The organism is Gulosibacter sediminis (assembly GCF_023370115.1).
Taxonomy (GTDB): Bacteria; Actinomycetota; Actinomycetes; order Actinomycetales; family Microbacteriaceae; genus Gulosibacter; species Gulosibacter sediminis_A.
This window is the reverse complement of the sequence record NZ_CP097160.1, coordinates 135,748-160,277: the sequence shown is the minus strand read 5'-3', so window position 1 is coordinate 160,277 and position 24,530 is coordinate 135,748. Positions and strand designations below refer to the sequence as shown.

At 68.6% G+C, this 24,530-nt stretch carries 17 protein-coding genes; 7 read left to right on the top strand and 10 right to left on the bottom strand.

Translation table 11 applies throughout. The annotated features are described in order from the left end of the window. Positions 1 to 108: 108 nt before the first annotated feature. Positions 109 to 1,152: an FUSC family protein gene (locus M3M28_RS00730; protein ID WP_249386954.1), complete on the bottom strand. Its 1,044-nt coding sequence runs from the start codon at positions 1,150 to 1,152 to the stop codon at positions 109 to 111. A 66-nt stretch (positions 1,153 to 1,218) separates the two neighbouring features. Here M3M28_RS00730 and M3M28_RS00725 point away from each other — a divergent pair, with 66 nt between their 5' ends. Beyond that, positions 1,219 to 2,076 (top strand): aminotransferase class IV, encoded by an 858-nt coding sequence (locus tag M3M28_RS00725; RefSeq protein WP_249386953.1) that lies wholly within the window; start codon positions 1,219 to 1,221, stop codon positions 2,074 to 2,076. A gap of 77 nt (positions 2,077 to 2,153) precedes the next feature. Here M3M28_RS00725 and M3M28_RS00720 read toward each other — a convergent pair whose 3' ends face one another. Further along, positions 2,154 to 6,065 (bottom strand): DUF7937 domain-containing protein, encoded by a 3,912-nt coding sequence (locus M3M28_RS00720; RefSeq protein WP_249386952.1) that lies wholly within the window; start codon positions 6,063 to 6,065, stop codon positions 2,154 to 2,156. A gap of 273 nt (positions 6,066 to 6,338) precedes the next feature. Here M3M28_RS00720 and M3M28_RS00715 point away from each other — a divergent pair, with 273 nt between their 5' ends. From M3M28_RS00715 to M3M28_RS00705, 3 genes are all read left to right on the top strand, one after another. After that, positions 6,339 to 6,638 (top strand): rhodanese-like domain-containing protein, encoded by a 300-nt coding sequence (locus M3M28_RS00715; protein ID WP_249386951.1) that lies wholly within the window; start codon positions 6,339 to 6,341, stop codon positions 6,636 to 6,638. 89 nt (positions 6,639 to 6,727) lie between these two features. Next, positions 6,728 to 8,536, top strand: coding sequence for a DNA helicase RecQ (gene recQ / locus M3M28_RS00710; RefSeq protein WP_249386950.1), 1,809 nt, complete (start codon positions 6,728 to 6,730; stop codon positions 8,534 to 8,536). Positions 8,537 to 9,102: 566 nt separating this feature from the next. After that, complete coding sequence (locus tag M3M28_RS00705) at positions 9,103 to 10,581, top strand: HNH endonuclease signature motif containing protein (RefSeq protein WP_249386949.1); 1,479 nt, start codon at positions 9,103 to 9,105, stop codon at positions 10,579 to 10,581. Positions 10,582 to 10,638: 57 nt separating this feature from the next. Here the strand turns inward: M3M28_RS00705 and M3M28_RS00700 are convergent, their stop codons facing one another. From M3M28_RS00700 to M3M28_RS00675, 6 genes are all read right to left on the bottom strand, one after another. Then, positions 10,639 to 11,025: a hypothetical protein gene (locus M3M28_RS00700; RefSeq protein ID WP_249386948.1), complete on the bottom strand. Its 387-nt coding sequence runs from the start codon at positions 11,023 to 11,025 to the stop codon at positions 10,639 to 10,641. Positions 11,026 to 11,031: 6 nt separating this feature from the next. After that, positions 11,032 to 11,916: a KPN_02809 family neutral zinc metallopeptidase gene (ypfJ, locus tag M3M28_RS00695; RefSeq protein ID WP_249386947.1), complete on the bottom strand. Its 885-nt coding sequence runs from the start codon at positions 11,914 to 11,916 to the stop codon at positions 11,032 to 11,034. Positions 11,917 to 11,963: 47 nt separating this feature from the next. Beyond that, positions 11,964 to 14,048: an acyl-CoA dehydrogenase family protein gene (locus tag M3M28_RS00690; RefSeq protein WP_249386946.1), complete on the bottom strand. Its 2,085-nt coding sequence runs from the start codon at positions 14,046 to 14,048 to the stop codon at positions 11,964 to 11,966. Positions 14,049 to 14,264: 216 nt separating this feature from the next. Continuing rightward, positions 14,265 to 15,458: an ABC transporter permease gene (locus M3M28_RS00685; protein ID WP_249386945.1), complete on the bottom strand. Its 1,194-nt coding sequence runs from the start codon at positions 15,456 to 15,458 to the stop codon at positions 14,265 to 14,267. Further along, positions 15,458 to 16,354: an ABC transporter ATP-binding protein gene (locus M3M28_RS00680; protein WP_249387958.1), complete on the bottom strand. Its 897-nt coding sequence runs from the start codon at positions 16,352 to 16,354 to the stop codon at positions 15,458 to 15,460. Before M3M28_RS00680 ends, M3M28_RS00685 begins: the two co-directional genes overlap by 1 nt. A 43-nt stretch (positions 16,355 to 16,397) precedes the next feature. Further along, positions 16,398 to 16,793, bottom strand: coding sequence for a response regulator (locus M3M28_RS00675; protein ID WP_249386944.1), 396 nt, complete (start codon positions 16,791 to 16,793; stop codon positions 16,398 to 16,400). Between the two features lie 160 nt (positions 16,794 to 16,953). Here M3M28_RS00675 and M3M28_RS00670 point away from each other — a divergent pair, with 160 nt between their 5' ends. From M3M28_RS00670 to M3M28_RS00660, 3 genes are read left to right on the top strand one after another with little or no spacing between them, the layout of a single operon-like run. Continuing rightward, entirely contained in the window at positions 16,954 to 17,511 is a 558-nt protein-coding gene (locus M3M28_RS00670; protein WP_249386943.1) for an ECF transporter S component, read from the top strand. Next, positions 17,508 to 19,181 (top strand): ABC transporter ATP-binding protein, encoded by a 1,674-nt coding sequence (locus tag M3M28_RS00665; RefSeq protein ID WP_249386942.1) that lies wholly within the window; start codon positions 17,508 to 17,510, stop codon positions 19,179 to 19,181. The genes M3M28_RS00670 and M3M28_RS00665 overlap by 4 nt, the downstream gene beginning before the upstream one ends. Then, a complete protein-coding gene (locus tag M3M28_RS00660; protein WP_249386941.1) occupies positions 19,178 to 19,948 on the top strand; it encodes an energy-coupling factor transporter transmembrane component T family protein in 771 nt (256 codons plus the stop codon). The genes M3M28_RS00665 and M3M28_RS00660 overlap by 4 nt, the downstream gene beginning before the upstream one ends. A 66-nt stretch (positions 19,949 to 20,014) precedes the next feature. Here the strand turns inward: M3M28_RS00660 and M3M28_RS00655 are convergent, their stop codons facing one another. Both M3M28_RS00655 and M3M28_RS00650 read right to left on the bottom strand, forming a co-directional pair. Then, positions 20,015 to 23,005, bottom strand: a complete 2,991-nt coding sequence (locus M3M28_RS00655) for a lamin tail domain-containing protein (RefSeq protein ID WP_249386940.1) — start codon at positions 23,003 to 23,005, stop codon at positions 20,015 to 20,017. 111 nt (positions 23,006 to 23,116) lie between these two features. After that, a complete protein-coding gene (locus M3M28_RS00650; RefSeq protein ID WP_249386939.1) occupies positions 23,117 to 24,502 on the bottom strand; it encodes a DEAD/DEAH box helicase in 1,386 nt (461 codons plus the stop codon). Positions 24,503 to 24,530: the final 28 nt, after the last annotated feature.

Sequence of the window (24,530 nt, the reverse complement as noted above, 5' to 3'; positions counted from 1 at the left end):
GACTCAACCGCTTTCTCTCCCCCGCGGCGGGCGGGTGTGGCCGCGCCGCTCACAAGAGTCCAGTCTCCCACCCCTGAGGGGCCCGGGTGACCGCGTGTGACGGTGGGCCTACTCGTCGTCCTCGTCGATGAGCAGGGTCTCGCGGATGCGGCGCAGGTCTTCCATGAGCGAGCCGATGAGAATCCAGCGCTGCCCGCGCGGCGCCGAGAGCTCGAGGGGTGCGGTGAGGGCGGGGATCGCCGAGGTGAGTGGCTCGGGGTCGACCTCGGCGAGGTGTACCGCGAGCCGCACGTCGTGGGCGCAGCGACGCAGCTGCTCGGCGATGTCGTGCGCCATCGGCTCCTCGGGCAGCGAGTCGTCGTAGTGGTCGTAGAACGCGCGGGTCATGCCGATCACCTCGGTGACGATCGACTGCAGCTTCGTCTCGAGCAGCGCATCCATTTCGTCGAGCTGCTCGCGGTTCCTGCGGCCGCGCGGGTTGAGTGCGAGCGACTCCCGCGCCTCTTCGATCGCCTTGCGGCTCACCTCGACCATGTTGCGCAGCAGCCGTGCCTCGAGGATGAGCCCCTGCAGGTCGCCGGGGCTCTGGCGCACCTCGAGCGCGTCGGCGAGGCGGCCGAGCGAGGCCGCGAGCTCGCCGCCGAGGTCGGCGACGCGTTGGCGCGCGGGCTCGACGTGCACCGGCGCGACGATGAGCATGTTCACGAGGAAGCCGATGATCGCGCCGATGATCGTCTCGACAATGCGGTCGAGCGCGAACTCGACGCTGCCGCCGCCCATGACGATGACGATCATGCCGCTGATCGCCATCTGGTTGAGCATGCCGAGGCTGAGCCGGCCCGCCCAGCCGATGAGCAGGGCGACGGCGATGGCCGCGATCGCGGCGATCGCGTTGTGGCCGAAGATGCCGCCGAACACGGTTGCAATGATGACGCCGGCGATCACGCCGAGGGTGCGTTCGATGCCCTTCGACGCGGTCTGGTTGAGGTTCGGGGCGACGATGAGCAGCGCCGCGATCGCCGCGAAGATCGGCATGTCGACCTGCAACAGGAGCATCGACACGACCCACGAAATCGCGATGGCGATGAAGGTCTTCACGACCTGCAACCACGGGATGCGCTTGGTCGCGAGGAGGGGCGAAAAGAAGCGCATGACTTTCAGCTTAGGCTGCCCCGGCGAATGCCGGGCGAGAGCGGATGCGCCCCCTACGCTGGTGACATGACCGCTTCTGTTCCTCAGTTGGTCGCGCTGCTCGATGGCTCGCTCGTCGATGTCGAAACTCCATTGCTGCGCGCCGATGACCTCGGCGTCGTGCGCGGCGATGGCGTTTTCGACGTCGCCTCGTGCCGCGCCGGCCACGTGATCGACCTGCCCGCCCACCTCGACCGCCTCGCGACATCGGCGCGCATCCTCTCGCTGCCCGAGCCCGATCGGGCCGGCTATGAGCGCGCCGTCGCCGCGCTCGTCGCGGCGTGGGACTGGGATGCGCACCCCGAGGCCACCGTGCGCCTCGTCGAGACGCGCGGCCCCGAGTTCGGTGGCGACGCGACGTGCTGGGCGATGATGCAGCCGGTGTCGGATGCCGTGCTGCGTGAGCGCGAGGGCGTGCGCGTCGTGGTGCTTGACCGCGGCCACGAGGCCGAAGAGACGAGCGAGCTGCCGTGGCTGCTACCGGGCGCAAAGAGCCTGTCGTACGGCATCAACATGGCGGCGAAGCGCTGGGCGAAGGCGAACGGCGCCGACGACGCGATCTTCGTGACGCCGTCGGGCCGGCTTCTCGAGGGCCCGACCTCGGCGCTCGTCGTCGATCTTGATGGTGAGCTCGTGACGCCGAAGCAGGACGGCATCCTGCCGTCGACGACGCTGCGCGCACTCATGGATGCCGCCACTGAGGCCGGCCTCAGCGTGCGCTTCGACGAGCTGCCGCGCGAGGTGTTGTCGCAGGTGCGGGGCGCCTGGCTGCTGTCGTCGGGCCGCATCGTCGCGCCGATTCTTTCGGTTGACGGCGTCGACCTGCCGCGCTCGCCGCTGCACGGCCAGGTCGCGCGGATGCTGCGCGTGCCCGGCGCCGAGTAGCGCGCGTTAACGCGGCTTGTAGCTGAACGACGAAGCGGGGCGCCTCCGGTTGGAGACGCCCCGCTTCGTGGTTGGCGTTAAGCCTGGTGACCGCGGTTGCGCAGGTACGCGAGTACGGTCGGGTCGTTCGTCTGGCCGAGCCAGTCGAGCAGCTCGGGCGACGCGGCGGGCGCGGCCGCGAGGTACGGCCACAGCTCGCGGTGCTCCTTCATCGATTCGAGCTCGGATGCGCTGGCGTCAGCCTCGAGCGCCCGGCGCGCGAGCGCGGGCAGGTCAGCCGCTGCGGGCGCCTGCGGGGCGTCCTGCGCCTCGGGCGCCTCGACGCCGGTCGCCGGAGTCTCCTCGGGCTGCGAGAGGTAGCCGTAGCCCTGATCAGTGCTCGTCTCGGTGCTCGACTCGGGCTCGGATGCGCTGCTCGCGTCGGCCTGCGCCTGCGAGTTGTCGCCGCCGAAGTTGACGCTGGGCTGGTAGCCGTAGCTGTAACCCGAATCCTGCGACTCAGTCGCGGGCTCCTCAGCCGAGGCCGACTCGCGAGTCGATTCGGTCGCCGACTGCTCCTCGCCACCTCCGAAATTGACGCTCGGCTGGTACCCGTAGCTGTAACCCGAATCCTGCGACTCAGTCGCGGACTCCTCAGCCGAGGCCGACTCGCGAGTCGACTCGGTCGCCGACTGCTCCTCGCCACCTCCGAAATTGACGCTCGGCTGGTACCCGTAGCTGTAACCCGAGTCGGTGGCTGCCGACTCGTCGGTCGACGTTTCGGTTGCCGCGCTCGTGGCGTCGTCGGTTGCCGCGGCGTCGGTGCTCCAGCCCGGGGTCCAGCCCTCCGACGGCTGCGACGCAGTGTCGCCCGACTCGGTGCTGGGCTGCTCCGTGGTGTCGCTCTCGGCGCTGTCGCTCTCGGCGACGGGGGCGTCGCCGAAGCTGACGGCGGGTGCCTCGTAGCCGGTCGACTCGGCCGGAGCCTCGTCGGTCTCGACCTCGGCAGCGGCGTCGGCGACGGCCGCAGGCTCGGTTTCAGCGGCAGGCTCCGAGGTCGTCGGAGTCGCGCCCGTCTCGAGCGAGCCCCAGGCCGACGAGGGCTCCTGCGTCGTCGAACGGAAGCCGTAGCCACTCGTCGACTCGGTCGCGGTGTCGGCGGCGTCGGCCTCGGCGGTTGGCGTGGACTCGCTCGTCGCCTCGTCGGTCGCCTCGTCCGCGGATGCGGCGCCGGCGCTCGAGTAATCGGTGCTCGACGCGTCGCTGCCGTAACCGGCGTAGCCACCGAACGGTGCCGATGCGGTCGAGGTCTCCGAGGTCGAAGCATCGGCCTCCGCGTCGGCGGTGTCGCCGGCTGCCGGGGTCGCTTCGGTCGTCTCGTCAGCGGAAGCGGCGCCCTCGTCGCTCGACTCGTCGTCACTCGCCGCGGCCGAAGCTGCGGCCGCACCAACGGCGGCGGTTCCGGCAGCCGCGGCGCCGAAGCCAGCCCACGCGGGTGCGCCGAAGCCCGAGTCGGCGGCGTTTTCGTCACGCTGCGTCTCGGCGGGGACCGGTTCGGATGCGGTCGTCGAGTCGCTCGAGCTGGCCGAGTCGGCTGCCGTCTCGGTCGCGCCGGCCTGCTCGCTTGCCACGGGCTGACCGTAGCCGCCGAACGGCGACTGCTGCTGCGCGGCCTCGGGCTGCCCGAATGAGGACTGCTCGCCCTGCGCCTGCGACGCGCCAGCCTGCTGCTGGCCGTAGCCGCCCTGTGCAGGCTGGCCGAAGGCGCCGTTCGGCTGCGGGGGCTGACCGTAGCCGGCCTGCGACTGGTTCTGCGCATCCTGGTTGCCGAACTGGCCCTGCGAGCTCGCCGCGCCGGACTGGCCATAGCCGCCCGACTGCTCGGCGCCGGGCTGCTGCTGGCCGTACGGACCCTGCTGGCTGCCGAACGACTGCTGCTGGTTCTGCTGGCCATAGCCCTGCTGCTGGTTGCCCTGCTGCTGACCGAACTGCTGAGCCTGCTGGCCGTAGCCCTGCTGGTCGTTGTGCTGCTGGCTCTGCTGGCCGAAGCCCTGCTGCGGGCCGGGCTGATGCTGACCGTATCCTTGCGCGCCGAAGCCGGGCTGCTGCTGGCCGAACGGCTGCTGCTGACCGGTCTGCGGACCAGGCTGGCCATACTGACCACCGGGCTGCTGACCCTGGCCGAACTGACCGCCAGGCTGCTGGCCGAAGTTCTGGCCACCCTGTCCCCCGGTCTTGAGCGCCGTGCCGGTGGCGGTGAAGTGCTGCTTCACGGCGGGCACGAGCAGCACGCCAGCGGCGAGGATCAGCGGCAGGAGCACGTAGATCGCGAAGATGTAGATGGCGGGCACCATGCTCGCGCCGATCGCATTCGACATGCGCTGCTCGATGAGGCCAAAGATCATCGCGACGATGCCGACGCCGGCGATGCCACCCGTGATGATGAGCAGCACGAGCTGCGAGATACGCGGCAGCTGACCAGTGGCCTGCTGCTGCGGCTGGCCCTGCTGCGGGAACCCGGCCTGCTGGTGCTGCTGCGGCGGCGTGGCCTTGCCACGCAGCACGAAGTAGCCGTAGAGCGCAGCACCGGCGATGATCACCGAGAGCACGAGGATGATCACGGTGAGGGTCACGCGGCCGCTGTCGCTTTCAGCGCCGTCATAGACCGGAATGAACGAGCCGATCGCGCCGAGCGCGGCCGTCAAGGCGACCGCCGCGATCGCGAGCAGCGACAGGCCGAGCGCCGAGAACCAACGCACCGTCGGCTCGATCGGCTTGGTCGAGCGCTGCGCCTCAGGCGAAAGCGCGAGGGCACCGAGTGGCGCCGCGGCCACGAGCGCGAAGGGTACGAAGGCTGCGCCGCCCGAGAAGGCGGCGAGCGGCACGATCGACTCGATGCCGGTGATCGAGAAGGCGAGGCCGAAGGTGCCGTCGAGGATCCAGGCGAGCAGCGCCGCGGCGCCGATCGCGATGGTCGCGATGCGGGCCGGCTCGGAGCCAAGGCTGGCGAGGAGTGCCGGGGCGAGGCCGATCGCAAGCGCAAGCAGCACGCCGAACACGACCTTGAGGATGATGCCCACGGGGTTGACCGAGCCGTAGCTGCCGATCGCGTCGGCGAGCGATGCGGCGAACATGATCGAGCCGATGATCAGCACGAGCGCGCCAAGGGCGACGACGCCGACGAGCACCCAGTTGAGGATCTTCGTCGCGGTGACCGCGACGGGGTTGACCTGGTCGCGGCTCGGGCCGGCCTCGTAGTCGCGGCTCTGCACGTTGAGCGCGGCGCCCGTAAACGCGACGGCGGCACCGGCACCGAGGCCGATGAAGGAGATGTCGAGGCTGCCGCTGACGTCACTCGAGGTGGTGATGGCGTTGACGACGTCGAAGACGAAGTACACGACGAACGTCACGATGAACGGCACCTGTGCGCCCGCTCGGATGAGGTAGAGCGTGTTCTGTGGCATGCCGACGATGCCGAAACGCGTCACGATCTGCAAAATGCCCGCAAGCGCCGCAAGGATCGACGTGAGTACCGGAGCGATCTCGGTGGCGGTCAGCGCGACACCGCTGCGGGTCTGGGCGACGTGCCAGACCATAACGAGCGCGATGAGCGGCAACACCGCGCCACCGATGTCGCGCACCCAGTCGAGCTTCGAGCTCTTCAGTAGCTGCGGCCGCGGGCGAGGCTGCGGGGCGGGCTGACCGAACTGACCCTGCTGGTTGAACTGGCCCTGCTGACCGGGCTGGCCCGTGTATCCGCCAGGCTGCTGCTGGCCGTAGCCGGGCTGCCCCTGCTGGCCGCCAAACCGGCCCTGCTGGCTCTGGCCGTACTGACCAGGCTGGCCCGCGTATCCGCCGGGCTGCTGGCCCTGCTGACCGTAGCCCTGCTGCTGGCCGAACTGACCCTGCTGCTGGCCGTAGCCCTGGGGGTTCTGCCCAGGCGCGCCCTGGCCGTAGCCTCCCGAGGGAGCTCCGTACCCGTTCGGCTGGTTCGAGTAGCTGTCGCTCACTGCTGCTCCTTCGCGCGCGGCGGCGAACTGTCACCACGCTCATGAGTTCTGGTGGGTTCGACCCCGCAGCGCGGCGCCCGTTGGCAGCCCTCACTGAGGAGTTCGTGTGAAGCCTATCCGCCACCTGCGACAAAACCACGGGCCCAGGGGAAATCTGCGTAACGCAGCGACGAATCTCAACCGCAGGTTGGACTCGGCAGCGTTTCGATGCCATCGAAGGGCTGATGTTTCGCCGGGGAGATTCCCTCAAGAAATCGCGTCTAAGCTCACTTCATGGAGAACATTTCCGTTGCAGAACTGCACAAACTGGGTGAGAACATCACGCTCATTGACGTGCGTGAGAATGACGAGGTCGCCGAGGTGCGCATCCCGTTCGCGACGGTGATTCCGCTGAGCGAGTTCGCGGATCGCATGGACGAGGTGCCCGACGAGGGCGCCTACATCATGTGCCACGCGGGCGGTCGTTCGGCGCGCACCGTCGACTTCCTCGCACGCTATGGCAAGCACGCGACCAACGTCGACGGCGGCATTTCGCAGTGGGAGGCCGAGGGCTTCCCCGTCGAACGCGGGTAGCGCGGCGCGCTTCTGTGGAGAAGTGACCACGGCATCGACGCTGTGGAGAACTGAGTTGCGTGCTTGCGGCAGTGCCTAGGCTTGTGGGTATGGCAACGGCACAGCAGGTCCTCGAACAGGTATGGGGTTACCCAGAGTTTCGCGGGCAGCAGGCCGAGATCATCGACGCCGTCGTGCAGGGCAAGGACGCCCTCGTGCTCATGCCCACTGGCGGCGGCAAGTCGCTCTGTTACCAGGTGCCCGCGCTCGTGCGCGAGGGCACGGGCATCGTCATCTCGCCGCTCATCGCGCTCATGCAAGACCAGGTGGATGCGCTGGGCCAGCTCGGCGTACGGGCCGCCTACCTGAATTCGACGCTCGACAGCGACGAGCGTCGGCTCGTCGAGCAGCAGTACATCGCTGGCGAGCTCGATCTGCTCTACCTCGCGCCCGAGCGGCTGCAGGCGACCATCCCGCTATTGCAGCGCGGCAACATCTCGCTGTTCGCGATCGACGAGGCGCACTGTGTGAGCCAGTGGGGCCACGACTTCCGGCCCGACTACCTGCAGCTCAGCGTGCTGCACGAGCAGTGGCCCGATGTGCCCCGGGTCGCGCTTACCGCGACCGCGACGCTCGCGACGCGCGACGAGATTATCGAGCGGCTCGGCCTCGACGGGGCCGCGAAGTTCGTGTCGAGCTTCGACCGCCCGAACATTCAGTACCGCATCGTGCCGAAAGACCGCGCGCGTGATTCGCTGCACAAGTTCATCAAGGCCGAGCACCCGGGCGACGCGGGCATCGTCTACTGCCTCTCGCGCAAGTCGGTCGAGCAGACGGCTGAGTACCTGAGCGACCGCGGCATCCCTGCCCTCGCCTACCACGCGGGCATGCCGGCGGCGACGCGCGCGGCGAACCAGGCGCGGTTCCTGCGCGAGGAGGGGCTCGTGATGTGCGCGACGATCGCGTTCGGCATGGGTATCGACAAGCCCGACGTGCGCTTCGTCGGGCACCTCGACCTGCCGAAGTCGGTCGAAGGCTACTACCAAGAGACGGGGCGCGCCGGCCGCGACGGGCTGCCGTCGACCGCGTGGCTCGCGTATGGCCTGCAGGACGTCGTGCAGCAGCGCCGCATGATCGATCAGGGCGAGGGCGACGACTTCTATAAGCGGCAGCAGTCGCTGCACCTCGATGCGATGCTCGCACTGAGCGAGACCGCCGGCTGCCGGCGCCAGATGCTGCTCGACTACTTCGGCGAACGGTCGGAGCCGTGCGGCAACTGCGACAACTGCATCAACCCGCCCGCGACTTGGGATGGCACCGTCGCCGCGCAGAAGCTGCTCTCGACGATCGTCCGCATCGACCGCTCGCAGCGGCGCGCGTTCGGCGCTGGCCAACTCATCGACATCCTGCTCGGGCGCGACACCGACCGCATCGCGCAGAACCGCCACAACGAGCTGTCGACGTACGGCATCGGCACCGAGCTCGACGAGTCGGGCTGGCGCTCGGTGGTGCGGCAGCTACTCGCCATGAACGTGATTCAGGCGCACGGCGACTACGGCGTGCTGCGCATGACCGAGCGCGGGGCGTCGGTGCTCGGCGGGGGCGAGCAGGTGCAGCTGCGAACGGATGTGCGCGAGCAGCGCGTGCGCACCTCCCGTTCGTCGCGCCCCAAGCCCGAGCTCGACTCGCTGCAACCCGACCAGCTCGCCCGCTTCGAGCGCCTGCGCGAGTGGCGCCGCGACACCGCGCGCGAGCAGTCGGTGCCCGCGTACGTCGTCTTCAACGACGCGACGCTGCGCGAGCTCGCGGTCGAACGCCCCGACACCATCACCGCCCTCGCCGGCATCTCGGGCGTTGGCCGTTCAAAGCTCGAGCAGTACGGCGAAGAAGTGCTCGAAGTGATCGCGTCGCGCGAGTAGTCCCCAAGCCATGGCCCGCGCCCGCCATCGGCCATCGGCCATCGGGCATCGGGCATCGGGCATCGCGATGCAGTTGGCCGACAGTGCGGCGGAGGCGGCTGGCCAGTTGGTGTGTTGGCTTGGCTCGGCTGTGCCCGGCTCAGCTGAAATGACGTGGCGAGGCGTTGCCAGTCGGGTGCGCGCTCCGGAAGTGTGCGATGCCGCCGTGTCGGAGGCTCATGGTGAGGTGGAGGCAATCCTGCAGAACCGTGCGAATCCACCTCCGTCGATCCATGTCGGAGGGTCGTGATCTAGTAGAACCAGTCAACCGAAGTCCTCCAATTCCCCGCGGCCTGGCTATGTCGGAGGCCCGTGGTGAAGTGGAACCACTCCCCCAAATCCGTCGCCAACTCGTTCCTCGTCCGCAACGTCGCGGTCAGGAAGCTCCCAGCAAAAAGATCGCCTCCCGGGCTCACATTTTGGCCCGCTGACGCGTCTTCAAGACAACGACAACCAGACATCGCCTGAACTCCGATCAATCAGAACTCCGATCTCTCAGATGCTCGTGCTCGAGGAGGTGACGCCCGATGACCGCACCTAACCACTCAATACCGCCCGACGATGACGACTTCGAACCGACTCGGCACGCGAGCCGGCATCGGCCCGACGGCACCACGCCCGAGCCCATGTACGACGACCTCACCGAGCGCACCCGACGCATCGCCGACAACTACGTCGACTTCAACACGCTGCGCCGGCAAGCCGACCTCGGCGAGTGCCGCATGCTCGCCGAGGCGTACGACATCGCCGAAGAACACACTCGCCGCGACGCCGAAGCGGGCGCTCACATCATCTCCGACGAGAACCGCCTCCAATCCCACCTGCGCTCCACCGTCGCCAGCCTCGGCATTCGCACCAATGAAAGCGATATCGCCCTCACGAACCGCGCCCGCGACGCGCACCGGCTCACCACGCAGTTTCCGATCTGGATGACCGCGCTCGACGAGGGCGCCGTCACCATGCGGCACGCGGCCGCGCTCCTCCGGTTCGAGCGCAAGGTCGGCGACGAGCTGCGCGACGAGTTCGGCAAGAAGGTGCTCGACTACGCCCGCACCCACACGCATGGGCAGACCGAGAGTTACGCGAAACGACTCGCCGCCCGCCTCAACGCCGCCGAGTTCGAAGCCGCGTTCCACCGCGAGTACGAAGAGCGCACTGTCACCATCCAAGACTTCGGCAGCGGTATGTCGCGCCTCACCGCCGACATGCCCACCGGCATGGCCCACGCGAGTTACGACCTCATCAACAAGCGTGCAACCCAACTGCGCGACGAGCACCAAGAAGACGCGAAACAGCACCGTGCCCGCGTCCGCGCGGCAGAGGCAGCGGGCGAAGAACTCTCGGCCGAGGACACCGAGTTCATCGAAGACCCGCGCACCGTCGCGCAACTGCGCTCCGACGTGCTCGTCGAAACGCTCCTCACCACGGTGCCGCAGAGCACGCTCGAGTCCGAGGCCAAGGGCAATCCGCACGTCAACGCGACCGTGAGCGTCATCGTGCCGGTCACCACCCTGCTCGACCCCGACGCGCCCCGCGACATCGCCCTTATCGACGGTACCGAGCCCATCAGCGCGTTCGAAGCCCGCGAGCTCGCCGGCAGCGTGACCTGCTTCGACCGCATCCTCACCGACCCCATCAACGGACACGTGCTTACCGTCGACACCCGCATCGCGACCCCGCAGATGCGCAAGTTCCTCCAAGCCCGCGACCGCACCTGCCGTTTCCCCGGCTGCCGCCGCCCCGCCAACCGCAGCGATCTCGACCACACGCATCCGTATGCCGCCGGCGGTGCCACGAGTGTCGACAACCAGGCCCACCTGTGTCGCCGACATCACACGCAGAAACACCAACAGCCGTGGAGGGTCAGACACCTCGGCAACGGGGTCCTTGAATGGACCTCGCCACTCGGCGACGTCTTCATCACCAGGCCCGAGCCACCGGGCCCGATCTTCAAGCCCTCCGACGGCCTCGCGTACGACCCCGCCGTCGATCCCGCGCCCTTCTAGCCGGGGAGAACTCTGCCCACAGCCGGGACCGATCCGGCAGCGGGGCCGCCTGGCGTTCTAGACCAGCGCGCCCCAGGTCTGCGTCACGAAGACCAGGCCCACGAGGAACAACACAATGCCACCAGCAAGGAAGGCGATGCCGCTGCGGCGGACGGCATGCAGGTCGGCGTTCGAATAGCGCGCGACGTGCGAGGAGGCGCCGGGCGAGTCAGAGGTGACATCCGCATCCAACCAGCGCGGCGAATCCTCGAACCCGGCGGGCACCTGCTCGGGTCCGTCATAGTCGACGGCCTCCGAGTATCCGGGCTCCTGGGCGCGGGGTGGCGCGGGCTTCCGAGCGAGTCGAGCGGCGCCGATGACGATGAGTACGACGCCACCGATGGTGACGACTACGGCAACAACAACGGCAACAACTTGCAACGCGAGCAGAAGCGAAAACGTCATAGGTTCCTAGAGCTGGCTATCGGGCACGCTAAACGTATCGCACGAGCCAACGCCCTGCTCGTAGCCCGTGATCAGCCAATTCACGCGCTGCTCGCTCGTGCCGTGGGTGAACGCCTCGGGCTGAACTTCCATGCCCTGCTGCTCCATGATGTGGTCGTCACCGATCGCCTCGGCTGCCGAAATGGTGGTCTCGATCTCGGCACGCGTGGGCGCCTCGAGAATCGCGTTGCCGTCGGCATCGGTCTGCGAGGCGGCCTCGCCCATCCAGGCGCCGGCATAGCAGTCTGCCTGCAACTCGATGCGCACCTGGCCGCCGTTGTCACCGGTGTCGCGCTGGCGGTCCGAGGTCAGAGCCCCGGCCAGATTCTGGATGTGGTGGCCCCACTCGTGCGCGAGCACATACATCTCCGACAGCGGTCCGCCCGAGGCACCAAACTGCTCGGTGAGGATGTCAAAGAACGAGGTGTCCATATAGATGGACTGGTCGGTCGGGCAGTAGAACGGCCCAACCGCGTTCGAGGCGGTGCCGCACGCCGACGAGGTCTGGCCCTCGTAGAGGATCACGGTGGGGTCGACGTAGTCGCGAATCCCGACCTCAGAGGATGCGTCGGCCCAGTACGACTCGAGCGTCACGGCCGCGCCCTCGACGCGGCAGTCGCGCTGCGCGTTCGCCTCGGCACCGGTGCAGACGAGGTCCTCGTCACTGGCCGACTGCTGCTGCTCGGTGCCGGCGCCGCCGAAGAACTGCGTCAGGTCAACACCGAACAGCTGCGTCGACAGCAGCCCCAGAATGAGCACAACGACACCACCGCCGCCAACGGCAGCGGTGGTGCCCCCTCGACGCTTGCGAACATTGCCAGAGTCGAGATTTGAGTTCTCGTTGAACGTCATGTCGCTACAGTAACCCGCCCACGCGAGGCAGGCGACCACTCACGAAGCTAGCGGCGCGAGCCTCGCTTCATGCGGTAGATGTCGCGCTCGTCCTTCGGCTCCTCGCCGGCGGCGCGAAGCTGCTCGTAGTAGGCGTTCGCCTCCTCCTGGCGCTTCTCCTCGCGGTCATCCTCGATGATCTTCGCGCGCAGCTGCGCGTCGGTGTAGCCGAACGAGCTCACGAGGTCCTGCGCGAGCGGGCGCAGGCGCAGCACGAGGCGGTCGATGTACGAGGTGACGAGGCGCGCACGCTTCGCGGTGAGACGACCAGCGAGCAGGTACCACTGCAAGTCCCGCTCGATGAGGCTGAGGCCGAACAGGTCGCGCAGCCACGTCATGACCCGCTGCGTCTCCGACCCCTCCTCGAATACCGCGAGCTTGCGGGTGAACGCATCCCACTGCGTCAGCTCGGCATAGGCGCGAGCCGCGTCAATGAGCTTGTTCTGGTTCGCGTTGAACACCGCGTTCTGCTCGTCCGCGGAGGCCTTCGCGACCTTGCCGATCTCCATGCCGATCTCGGCAATCACCTCTTCAACCCGCGCCTCAAGCAGCGCGCGCTGGTTCTCGGGCTCGCGGAGCCAGCCCACCGAACGCGCCGACTGACCGAGGTCGCCCACAACGCCGCCAAGGCGAGCAAGGCCGATCTCACGGAACGCCTTGCCCGCGAACTGCGTGGCCACGATGCGAGCCTGGCCACGCGCATCCACGCCCTTGAACTTCGAGGCGTAGTCATCGAGCAGGCGCTTACCCACGAGCTGGTGCAGCACGGTGTTGTCGCCCTCGAACGTCGTGTAGACGTCGAAGTCGTGGTGCAGGCCGACAATGCGGTTCTCCATGAGGAAGCCGGCGCCACCGCAGGCCTCACGTGCGTCCTGCATCGTGTCCATCGCCTGCCACGTCGACAGCGGCTTCAGCGCGGCGGCCAGCGTCTCGAGGTCGGCACGACGCTCAGGGGTGTCGCCCTTGCCCGAGAACACAGCGTCGAACTCGCGCAGCAGCTCGTCGTGCGCGAAGGTCGCGGCGAAGGCGGTAGCGATGCGGGGAATCAGGCGGCGCTGGTGGCGACCGTAGTCGAGCAGCACGGTCTCGCGACCCGACTTGGTGTTGTCGAACTGACGACGCTGGTTCGCGTAGGTCACGGCGATCTGCAGCGACGCCTGCTGTGCGACGGCCGAGGCACCGTCGAGCGAGACGCGGCCCTGCACGAGCGTGCCGGTCATGACGAAGAAGCGGCGGCCGGGCGACTCGATCGGCGAGGTGTAGTTGCCCTCCTCGTCGACGTTGCCGTAGCGGTTGAGCAGGTAGTCGCGGGGAATGCGCACGTGGTCGAAGTGCAGCCGACCGTTGTCGATGCCATTGAGGCCACCCTTTTCGGCGTCGTCATCGCCGCCGACGCCGGGCAGGAACTCGCCCGCGTCATCGCGAATCGGCACGTAGAACGCGTGCACGCCGTGGTTGACGCCCTTCGTGATCAACTGCGCGAACACGACCGCGGCGATGCCGTGCTTCGCGGCGTTACCGAGGTAGTCCTTCCACGCATTGCGGAACGGCGTGTTGATGACCCACTCCTGCGTTGCCTCGTCGTACGTGGCGGTGGTGTCGAGGCCAGCGACGTTCGAGCCGTGGCCTGACTCGGTCATGGCGAAGGCACCGGGGATGCGCATCTCGATGACGTCGGGCAGCCAGCGCTTGTGGTGCACCTCGGTGCCGAGGTGCATGATCGCCGAACCAAAGAGGCCGAACTGCACGCCGGTCTTGATCTGCAGCGACGGGTCGGCGAGCGCGAGCTGCTCGAACGCGGCCAGGTTGCCGCCGTGGTTGTTGCCACCGCCGACGCTCTCGGGGAACGCAAGCTTCGGGGTGCCGAAGGCGACGAGCTTGTGCGACTGCTCAAGCACACGCTCGCGGTGTTCCGCCATGCTCAGGCTGTCGTCGCGCCAGAAGTCCGGGGTCGCCGCGACCTTTCGACCGAGCGCACGCTGCTCGGGCCAGCTACCCATGATGGCGGTGAAAATCGCTTCGCGGTCGATGCCGGATGTTCCGGTTGCGACCTCGAGGTCGTGGTCAAGATCTTCGAGGTGCTGGTCAGTCATGTGTCACCTTTTCTCTGCCGCTGCGGGATGCAAGTGGCTGTCGCGACAGTGCAACAGCGCACGTGTTCCCAACGCTAAGACAGCGCCCGAAGCGACCGCCCGCGGCCTGCGCCCTCAACACAATGGGGCGACGCGACCCCGCGCCTGACTTGGCGCAACCCCACAAACCTGCGGGTGCATCCTGTTCGCTCACGCACAAGGATGCACCCGGTCGGGCTACGAGCGCAGGGCGTCGGCGAGCTTCACCCGCGTGCCGGTACGCAGCACCGAATTGCGGTAGATGCGCCCCGCGAGCCAGATCACGACGACGACGAACACGACCATGACGGCGGTGGCCGCGAGCGGCTCCCACCACTGGGCGCTGCCCTGCAGAATGCGCAGCGGCATCGCCACTGGCGACGACACGGGAATGTACGACAACCAGGTCATGAGCGTCTCATTCTGGAAACCGAGCATCGGCCCGATGTACGGGATCATGAGCAGGTACGTGAGCGGCGCGGTGACGCTCGCGACATCCTCGGGGCGCGACACCGTCGCCGAGAGCGCGGCATACATGCTCGCGTAGAACATGAAGCCGAGCAGTGTGAGCACCGAGAACCAGACGAGCGAGACGCCGATATCGGGTACCTGCCCCAGCTGTCCCGCGACCGCGAGGCAGATGAGCGCGGCCGCGACGATCACGATGACCTGCACCATCGCAAGCACGGTGCCGCCGACGATCTTGCCCGCGAGAATCGTGCCTGGTTTCACGGTCGACACGAGCAGCTCGACGATGCGCGAGGCCTTCTCTTCGACGATCGACTGCGAAAGCCGCTGCGCGTAGAGCATGATCGCGAGGAAGAACACGAGGCCGTAGCCGAGGGCGACGAACATCATCATGAACTGCGGAATCTGCTGCTGGTCAAACTCGAGCGAGCCGGTGAGCGGCGACAGCGTGAGGCTCTGCGAGAGCGAGTCGGGCACCGAGTCCTTGCCAACGATGACGTAGCTCGGGGTGTTCGCGACGGTCTCGGGCGAGATGACCTCGCCGTCTTCCGCGTGCAGCTCGAGCCCCTCCGCGTCGGCACCCGACAGCACCAGCGCATCCAGCTCGCCCGACTCGAGCTGCGCGACGGCGTCATCGACCGTGTCGATGCGCACGAGGTCGCCAGCGATCGCGTCGGCGGGCAGCGCCGACTCGGGCAGCGTCGTGCCGATCTGCTGGTCTTCGCCGTTGCCGCCGGTGATCGCCGACATGACGTCGCCGAGGAACCGGCCGCCGAGCAGCACGAGCGCGATGATCGCCACGATCGAGGCGAGGCTCCACCACATGGCTTTCGCGCGCACGGCGGTCGAAATCTCGCGACCGGCAACGAGGCGCACGCCCTCCATGACACTGATTGTGCGTGGGGATGTGTTCTGCTGCGTCATTAGCGCACCTCCCGGAAGATCTGGGTGAGTCGGGTGAGTTCGCGCTGGAAGCGGCGCACTTCGCCCCGCTGAACGCCCTCGCGCAGCAGCTCCTGCGCCCGGTCCGCGGCGGCCTGCTCGTCGGCGGCGAGGATGCGGATGACCTGGCCCTCGCCGAGCGCGTCGACGAGTTCGACATCGGTGTGCGCCGCCAGCCAGGCGACGTCGTCGACGTCGATGCGGTAGAGGCCCTTCGAATGCTGCTCCTGCAGCTGGCGCCGCGAGCCGGTCGCCTTGATCTCACCCTCGGAAATGATCACGAGCTCGTCACTGAGCCGCTCGACCACATCAAGCTGGTGTGAGGAGAACAGCACGGGCACGCCCTTTGCCGCCTCCTCCTGCAGCACTGAGAGCACCGAGTCGACGGCGACCGGGTCGAGGCCCGAGAACGGCTCGTCGAGCATGAGGAACTCGGGCGAGTGCACGAGCGCGACGCACACCTGCGCGCGCTGCTGATTCCCGAGCGAGAGCGACTCGACGTTGTCGTTCGCCCGCTCGTGCAGGTTGAGCCGTTCAAGCAGCTCGTCGGCGCGACGCTTCGCGGCATCCTGGCCCACACCGTGGAGGCGGGCGAAGTAGACGATCTGCTCGCGCACCTTCATCTTCGGGTACAGGCCGCGCTCCTCGGGCATATACCCGAAGCGCGCGCGGTCGGCGTCATTGATGGGCGTGCCGTCGAGCAGCACGCGACCCTCGCGCGGCTTGAGCAGCCCGAGGATGGTGCGCATCGTGGTGGTCTTACCGGCGCCGTTCGCACCGACGAAGCCGGTCAGGTGACCGTCGGACACCGAGAAGCTGACGTCCTTCAGCACCTGCCGTTCGCCGTACCAATGACTGACGTGTTGGACTTCGAGCAGCATGCTCCCCCAAGATTTGGCTGCGGAAAGGTTCCAACCGAAACTACGGAAGTCGTGTAACAGTCCCCTGGGCGGCCGCGCGAACCACGTCGACGATGTCCTCCGGCGTCGCGAACTTCGAGATCACGGCGGCGACCCCGCGACTCGTCGCGACGTCGACGACCTCGGCGTCGTGCTTGCCGGTGAGCAGCAACACCACGGGCCGATAGCCCTCCACGTGCGTGAGCCGCTCGAGCGCATCCATCACGGTCGAACCATCGGCGAACTTCGCCGCGACGCACACGATGTCGGGGCGCTTCAGGTCGGCGAGCTGCACGAGCTCGTCGACGGTCTCACCCTGGCCGACGACATCGAGGTCGGCGGGGGCGTCGAGAATGAGCGAGAAGCCTGCCCGAACCAGCAGGTGCGGCTCCACCACGACCACGCTTGTCGACGACATAGCCACCTCCCCCTTCGGCGCACGAACGCGATTGCTTTGCCCGAACGCTACCCACCCTCGGTAACGCGCACCTTGAGTCGCGGCAAATTACAGGTGTGTATTCCGGCGTCCGCAGTCCCTCCCGGTCAGGTCACCCTTAGAATTGGGTGAAGAGGTGCCCATGAAGAACATCAGTACGCGTCTGCTCATGACGTGCGCCGCCATTGGCGTTGCCGGCGGTGTCTTGTTCACCGCCCACGCCTGGCTCGGGCTCATCACGGTGAACACGGTGCCCTTCGTCTACGGCCTCACGATGGGCCTTTACTTCTTGCCGGGCGCGCTCGCGCAGGCGCTGTTCCGCCGGCCCGGCATCGCGCTGCTCACCACGGCGCTCTCGGGCCTCGTCGCAAGCCCGTTCCAGCCCATCTTCTTCATGGCGTTCCTCACGAGCCTCATGATCGGCGTGGTGCAAGAGATCCCGTTCCTCGTCACCCGCTACCGCATCTGGCGACCCTGGCTCTTCGTGGTGAGCGGCGTGCTCAGCGCCGGCATCACGGCGGGCGCGGCGTTCGGCATCCTGGGCGGCGAGGACTACGGCAGGGCCGGCACCATCCTCATCGTCGGCTGCTTCCTCATCTCGCCGCTCGTGTTCACGATGGTCGGCGTCTGGCTCGCGGGCGCGCTCGACCGCGCGGGCGTCGCGCGCGGGCTGCAGCAGGACGAGCGCCGGCAACGGTGACCGCCCCGCTGCTGCGCTGCGACCAGCTCTCCGTAACCCACCGCGACGCCGACCGCCCCACGCCGGCGAGCGTAAGTTTCGAGGTGGCACCGGGTGAGGCCCTGCTCGTGCTCGGCCCCTCGGGCAGCGGCAAGTCGACCCTCGCCATGGCGCTGAACGGCCTCGTGCCGAAAAGCGTGTGGGCGGAGGTGTCGGGTCGCGTCGAGCTCGGCGGTCGCGACCTCGACGAACTGCGCCTCGCCGACGCGAGCGCGCACATCGCGATGGTGTTTCAGGATGCTGATGCGCAGATCGTCGCCAACACCGTGTACGACGAGGTCGCGTTCGGGCCCGAGAATCTCTGCGTGCCGGCCGCCGAAATCGAGCGCCGCGTTGAAGCAGCGTTGCGCGCGGTGCGGCTCTGGGATCGCCGAGACGACGCCCCCGAGGTCCTCTCGGGTGGCGGTCGACAGCGGCTCGCAATTGCTGCCGCGATCGCGCAGGGCTCCCCCTGCATCGTCCTCGACGAACCGACAGCGAACCTCGACCCGCGCTCGGCCGCCGAGGTGTACGACGTGCTCGGCGAACTTCTCGAGCGCGGCGACGTCGGCATCGTGCTCATCGAACACAACCTCGACCAGGCGCTGCGTATCGCGACCCGGGTGCTCGTGCTCGACCACGAGGGGCGTGTCGCGGTCACGGGCTCGCCCCGCGAGGCACTCGTCGACCACGCCCACGTGCTCGCCGAGCTCGGTGTCTGGCTGCCGGTCGCGACGCAGATCGGCGCGCGCCTGTGGGGCGCGGGCGTGCACTTCGACGAGCTGCCGCTGACGATTGATGAGCTGCGCGCGACCCTCACCAGCACGCCCCAACTCCCCGACGTCGCGACCCAGAACTCGCGCGCCGAGGTTCGCGCGCCCGAGGCCCTCAGCGCCCGCGCGCTCTTCGGTCACTTCTCGTTCTCGCTGCCCGCCGCATCCTTCACCGCGCTGGTCGGCCCCAACGGCGCCGGCAAGTCGACGCTGCTGCACGCGCTCACGGGCATCACTCCCCCGGGTCGCGGGCAGGTGTTCGTCGGCGGCGACGACCTCACGCGACTGCCCGAGCGCGAACTGCGCGACCGCATCGGCATCGTCTTCCAGAACCCCGAGCAGCAGTTCCTGACGGGGCGCGTGTGGGATGAGCTCGCGCTCGAACTCCGCAGCCGCGGGCTCGACGAAGAAGCGGTCGAGGCGCGGGTGCGCGCATCTCTCGAACGCTTCGACCTCGTTGCGCAGGCCGAGCAGCATCCGTTCGTGCTCTCGGGCGGGCAGAAGCGCAGGCTCTCGGTCGCGACGGCGCTGGTCTCCGGGGCGAACATCCTCGTGCTCGACGAACCCACGTTCGGGCAGGACGAGGCGCGCGCCGCCGAGCTCGTCGGCATGCTGCGCGAACTCGTCGACGCGGGAACGACGGTGCTCATCGCGACGCACGACTTGCAGCTCGCCGCCGAGGAGGCCGACCGGATGCTCGTGCTCGACGACACCCGCCTCGTCGCCGACGGCGCGACGCACGACGTCATCGCCTCGGGCGTGCTCGAGCGCGTGGGTCTCGGCCTGCCGCCAGTCGCGGCGGCTTTCCGCGGCATCGCGGGCCCGCACGGTGCGATTACGCGGATGCGCGAGGTGCCCGGCCGCGAGGTGTGGCGATGACCTCCGAGCGCCAACCGTTCCTCCACCACATCCACCCGTTGAGCAAGTTCGTGGTCGCGCTCGTGCCAATGGTGGCGCTGTTCTTCGTCGACGGCTGGCGCGTGCCCGCGCTGGTCGGCTCGGTGGCACTCGTACTTGTACTCGTCGGCACGCGAATGCGCTGGCGGCGGCGCATCGCGCTGCTCGTCGGCCTGCCCGTGCTCGCGTTCATTCTTTCGATCACCCTCGGCGTCTGGGTGAACCCCGTGCTCGGCGAGGGCACGCCGGTGCTCGCGCAGCTCGGCGACTGGCAGTTCACGCTCGGCACGTGGGAGCACGGCCTCGCGAACTCACTACGGCTCATCGCCTTGTTCGCGCTCGCGCTGCTCAGCGGCTCCTCGACCTCGGGCGACGACTTCGTGCGGGCGCTCGTGCAGCACCTGCACGTGCCCTATCGCTTCGGCTACGCGGGGCTCGCGGCGATTCGCTTCGTACCGCGGTTTCGCACCGAGCTCGAGAACATCCGCCGCGCGCACCGAGCCCGCGGCATGGTGTTCGGGCGGGGCGTTGGCGGCTGGTTCCGCCGGCAGCGCGCCTCGCTCGTGCCCCTGCTCGCCGCGTCGATGCGGCACGCCGACCGCGTCGCCCTCGCCATGGATGCTCGCGGCTTCGGCTACGCCGCCACCCGCACCGAGCGCCACCCGCTGCGCATCGTTGCAACCGACTGGGTTTTTCTTGTCGTGGGGCTGGCCGCCTTTGCCACGTGCTTCGTCGTCGGGCTCGCCTAGCTGACCGACCGACAAGAAGGCGGGCGCCCCAATCGGGACGCCCGCCTACTTGCTTGTTCGCGCTCGCTACTCCGCGTGATTGCCACGACGGATGCGCATGAGCACCAGGCTCGCGGCGAGCAGCACGCCGCTCAGGGCGAGCAGCGGGACGATGCCCTCGGCGCCGGTGGTGGCGAGGCCGTTGCCGCCAGCCTCGTTGTTGGTGCCGGACTCGTTGTTGTCGCCGGCAGCGGGGGTGCTGGTCGAACCCGCACCAGAAGTCGCACCCGAAGTCGAGCCTGCACCCGAGCCGCCCTGCGTCTCCGTGGCGACCGGGGTCTCCGACTCGCTCGGGTCCACACTCTGGCCCGGTCCGTTGGTCTCGACCGGCTGCTCGGTCGCCTCTGGGTCAGTCGGAGTCGGGGTGGGCGTCGGGGCCGGAGTCTCCGTGCCGCCATCCTGCACCTCGCAGTCGAGCATGGCCGAGCGCAGGGCCTCCGGCTGCACGCCGTCGGCGAACCACCAGGCGGGGCGCTGGCCGTCGACGCAGAAGTCGATCGACGCCACGGCGAAGCCCTCGTTGTTCAGGTTCTCCATGCTGGTCGGGCGGTCGATGTGCACGGCGTCGGGCGTGGTGGTGCCGTTGAGCGTGAGCTGCGCGAGGCGCCCGTTGTAGCCGTCGTCCGCCTCAACCCAGAGCACGCCGAGTGCCTCGTCGTAGTCAAGGCCCATGCCGCCGCCGATCTGCGGGTCGAGGTCGGCAACGAGCTCGGCCGAGCCGTCGGCGTTGAACACGAAGGCGTAGACGTGACCGTTGTCCTCGAGCGCGACGAAGAAGACGCCGTCGGCGACCGCGTTCGGGTAGTTCGCGGGGTCGTAGACGCCCTGCTCGCCGACGAGCTGGTCGCCCAGCGCGTCGTTCGAAACCCACTCGACGGCCTCAATGCCCACGTTCGCGTTCACGGCCGGGAGCAGCGAGGTGAGATCCCACTCGTGCTGCGCGATGAGGTCGGGACCGGCCTCGTTCGGGTCCACGACGAGCACGCTGTTGTAGTTCACGCCCTTGTCGCTGTTGTCACGCTCAGAAGCGACGTAGACCAGGCCGTCGCCGTCGACCGTGATGCCCTCAGTATCGGGGCCCGCGGCGTCGGGATTGTCGGCGTCCTTGGCGTAGCGCACGCGCTTGCCGTCAGCCCAGCCGTCAGCGAGCGAAACGCTGCCGTCGGCCTGCGCGTCAAGCTTCCAGATGGTGCCGGTGCCGTTGTCGACGGCCCAGAGCACCCCGTCGGCGAATTCGAGGCCCGAGGAGTCCTCGAGGAACGTGGGCTCGGTGTCCTGCACCGTCACGTCCTGGCTGCCGGGCCAGGCCATGACGTCGGGAATGCCCGCGCACTTGTTGCGCTCGCCCGGGGTGGGCTCGCTCGTCACGCCGTAGTCGCCGGTCGTGTCGGGGCAGCGGCCCCAGGTCGCGTCGGCGTGCTCGGTCCACGCGGTCTGTTCGACGACAGTGTCGCCGTCGACGATGCGCACCTCATCGCTTCCGCCGAGGCCGAAGCCGAAGTCGCTCTCAGTGAGCACGAGGTAGCCGTTCGCCTCGATGACGGTGCCGGCGGCGATCGTGGAGTCGCGGTCGTTGCTGTCCATCACGCCGAGGCCCGACACATCGAGCGGCTCGTCGAGCGGGTTGTAGAGCTCGATCCAGTCGTCGCCGCCCGCGGCGTCAGACGACTCAACCTCGTTGAGCACAACCGGGTTGCCGCACGAGTTCGCCTCGCCCTTGGTCGCGACGGCGACGTCGACGAAGTCGCCCGTGCCGTCCGGGCAGCGCGCGAGCACACCATCCGCGTGCTCCGCATAGCTATGTTCGGCAACCGTCACGCCAGCCGCGTCGCGGATCGTCGCGGTGTCGCCCGCGCCAAGTCCGAAGGTGAAGTGCTCGCCGCCGTCGAAGACGAAGAACTCGCCCGGCTGCAGCGTCGTGCCGTCGGCGAGCGGCGTCACGTCGGCGGCGTGGCCGATCGGGTCGTTGTCCATGAGCGTCCAGCCCGAGATGTCAATCGCGGTGGCGCCGGTGTTCATGATCTCGGCCCAGTCGGTGAGGTCACCGTTCGACTCGATCTCGTTGATCGCGACGCTCGGGGCGACGCCCTCGTTCGCGGCGCCCGGGGTGGCGTAGCTCAGCGTGAAGTTGCCCGTCGCATCCGGGTAGCGCGACCACGTCGCGGCGGTCTCGTCACCGTCGATGGCCGGGTGTTCCGTCCAGCTGTAGTTCTGAATGAGCGTGCCAGCTGCGTCGTAGACGCGAATGCTGTCGCCCGAGCCGATGCCGATCGCGGTCTCGAACGTGCCGGGCACGTACGTGTCGGTGGCGTCGTCGAAGTACTCGCCCTCGCTCGCCGCGTCGACGACGAGGTACTCGCCCGGCGCGATCGAGGTGCCGGCAGGGAAGCGCCAGCGGTGGTCATCGGAGTTGTCGCGGATCTCGAAGCCCGAGATGTCGAGCGCCTCATCACCAGGGTTCGTGAACTCGACCCAGTCGGCGGGCGACGAGTCGATCTCGTTGAGGATGAGCTCGGCCGGGGTCGGCTCGACCTCGACGGGCTCGCAGTTGTTCGCGGCGCCAAGGGTCACCTCGGTGCCGGGCGCCCACGCGCCCGTGCCGTCCTCGCAGCGCGACCAGTCGGCGAGCGGCGCGGTGTTCTCGTAGTCGAGGCGGTCGACCTCGGCGCCCGAGGCGTCCTTGAGCACGACCGAGTCGCCCTTGCCGAGGCCAAAGGTGAACTCGACATCGGCGTTGAGCACGAGGAACTCGCCCGGCGCAATGCTGCCGCTCAGTTCGCCCTCGCCCGGGCGGTCCTTGTCGTCGTGGACGCTCCACCCGGCGAGGTCGACGGCGGCCGAGCCCGCGTTGTAAAGCTCGATCGCGTCTTCGCTGCCCGAGACGTCGTCGTAGACGACCTCGTTGATGACAATGTTGTTTTCGACCGGCGCGGCCATCGCGATCGAGGGCGCGGCCATGAGGCCGGCGCAGCCGATCGTCGCAGCAGCGAGCAGCGAAAGCGGGCGACGAGTGCGCATTCAGAACTCCTGGGGCAGGGGCGGGGGTTGAACCTAGCCACCCAATCCCGCTCACCTAAGCGGCAGGTGTCGCCTCCGTGAACACGAGGCAAACCCCGCCCGGCCCAGGGGTTAGAACTGCGCGAACTCGTCGAGCTCGCGGCCGCCCGGCGATGCGGGCTGCACGTGCGCCTCAACGCCGGCCTCGACGAGCATGTCGCGCATCCGGTCGCGGTGCGAGGGCGTGACGAGCGTGATCACCGTGCCGCTCGCCTCCGCCCGGCCCGTGCGACCGGCGCGGTGCACGTAGGTCTTGTGGCCGATCGGCGGGTCGAACTGCACGACGAGGCGGATGTCGTCGACGTGGATGCCGCGCGCGGCGACGTCGGTCGCGACAAGCACGTCAACCTTGCCCGACTGAAAGCGGTCGAGGTTCTCGGTGCGCTGCTCCTGCGTCAGGTCGCCGTGGAGGGCGAGCGAGGTCACGCCGTGCTCGGCGAAAGCCTCGACGAGCCGGTCGGCGCCGAGCTTCGTGCGCACGAACACGAGCACGCGGCCGCCCGAGCCGGCGAGCTGCGCGGCCACCGCATCCTTGTCGTCGCGACGAACGGTGAGGATGCGGTGGTCGATTGCCGCACGGTCGTCGGCCACCTCGTAGACGGCCGGGTTCGGCAGGTAGCGCTCGACCAGGCCGCGAACCTGGCTGTCGAGCGTGGCAGAGAAGAGCATCCGCTGGCCCGAGGGTCGGGTGCGGAACAGGATGCTGTTCACCTGTTCGATGAACCCCATGTCGCTCATGATGTCGGCCTCGTCGAGCACCGTGATGACCACCTGGCTGAGGTCGAGCGTGCCGCGGTCGGCGAGATCGTTGATGCGGCCCGGGGTGCCGATGACGATGTCGACGCCGCGCTTGAGCCCCTCGCGCTGGCGCGCCGCGGGCACGCCGCCGTAGAGCTGCGTCGTAAAGAAGCCGATCGCGCGGGCGAAGGGCTGAATGGTGCGGTCGATCTGCAGGGCGAGCTCGCGGGTCGGCGCGAGCACGAGCGCCTGCGGGGCGCGACCCTCGACGCGGCCGCGCTTGCCGCGCAGCAGAAACAGCCGCTCGACGAGCGCCGCGCCGAACGCGATGGTCTTGCCCGAGCCCGTGCGGCCGCGGCCAAGCACATTGCGGCCGGCCAGCGCATCCGGAATCGTCGCCACCTGCAGCGGGTAGGGCGTCTCGGCGCCCTGCTTGGCGAGCTCGCGGATAATGCGCGGCCCGAGCCCGAGGTCGGCGAACGACACGCCCTCGGCCTCGGCGGCAGTGATGGTCGTGGCCGGCAGGGGTGCGTACACCTCGTCGGTCGGGATGCGCGGGGCACGCCGCTCGGGCGCCTCGCGCTTCGGCGCGCCCTTCTCGGGCGGCGTCGGCGCGGGGCGCGCGGACGGCTCGGGGCGGTAGCGCTTGTTGTTGAACTTGCCCGCGCCCTTCTTCTTGCGCGGGTCGTAGTTCGAGGGGGCCTTGTAGCCGCGGGCCATCTGGCACCTCCTGGTTGCTGACTCCCCA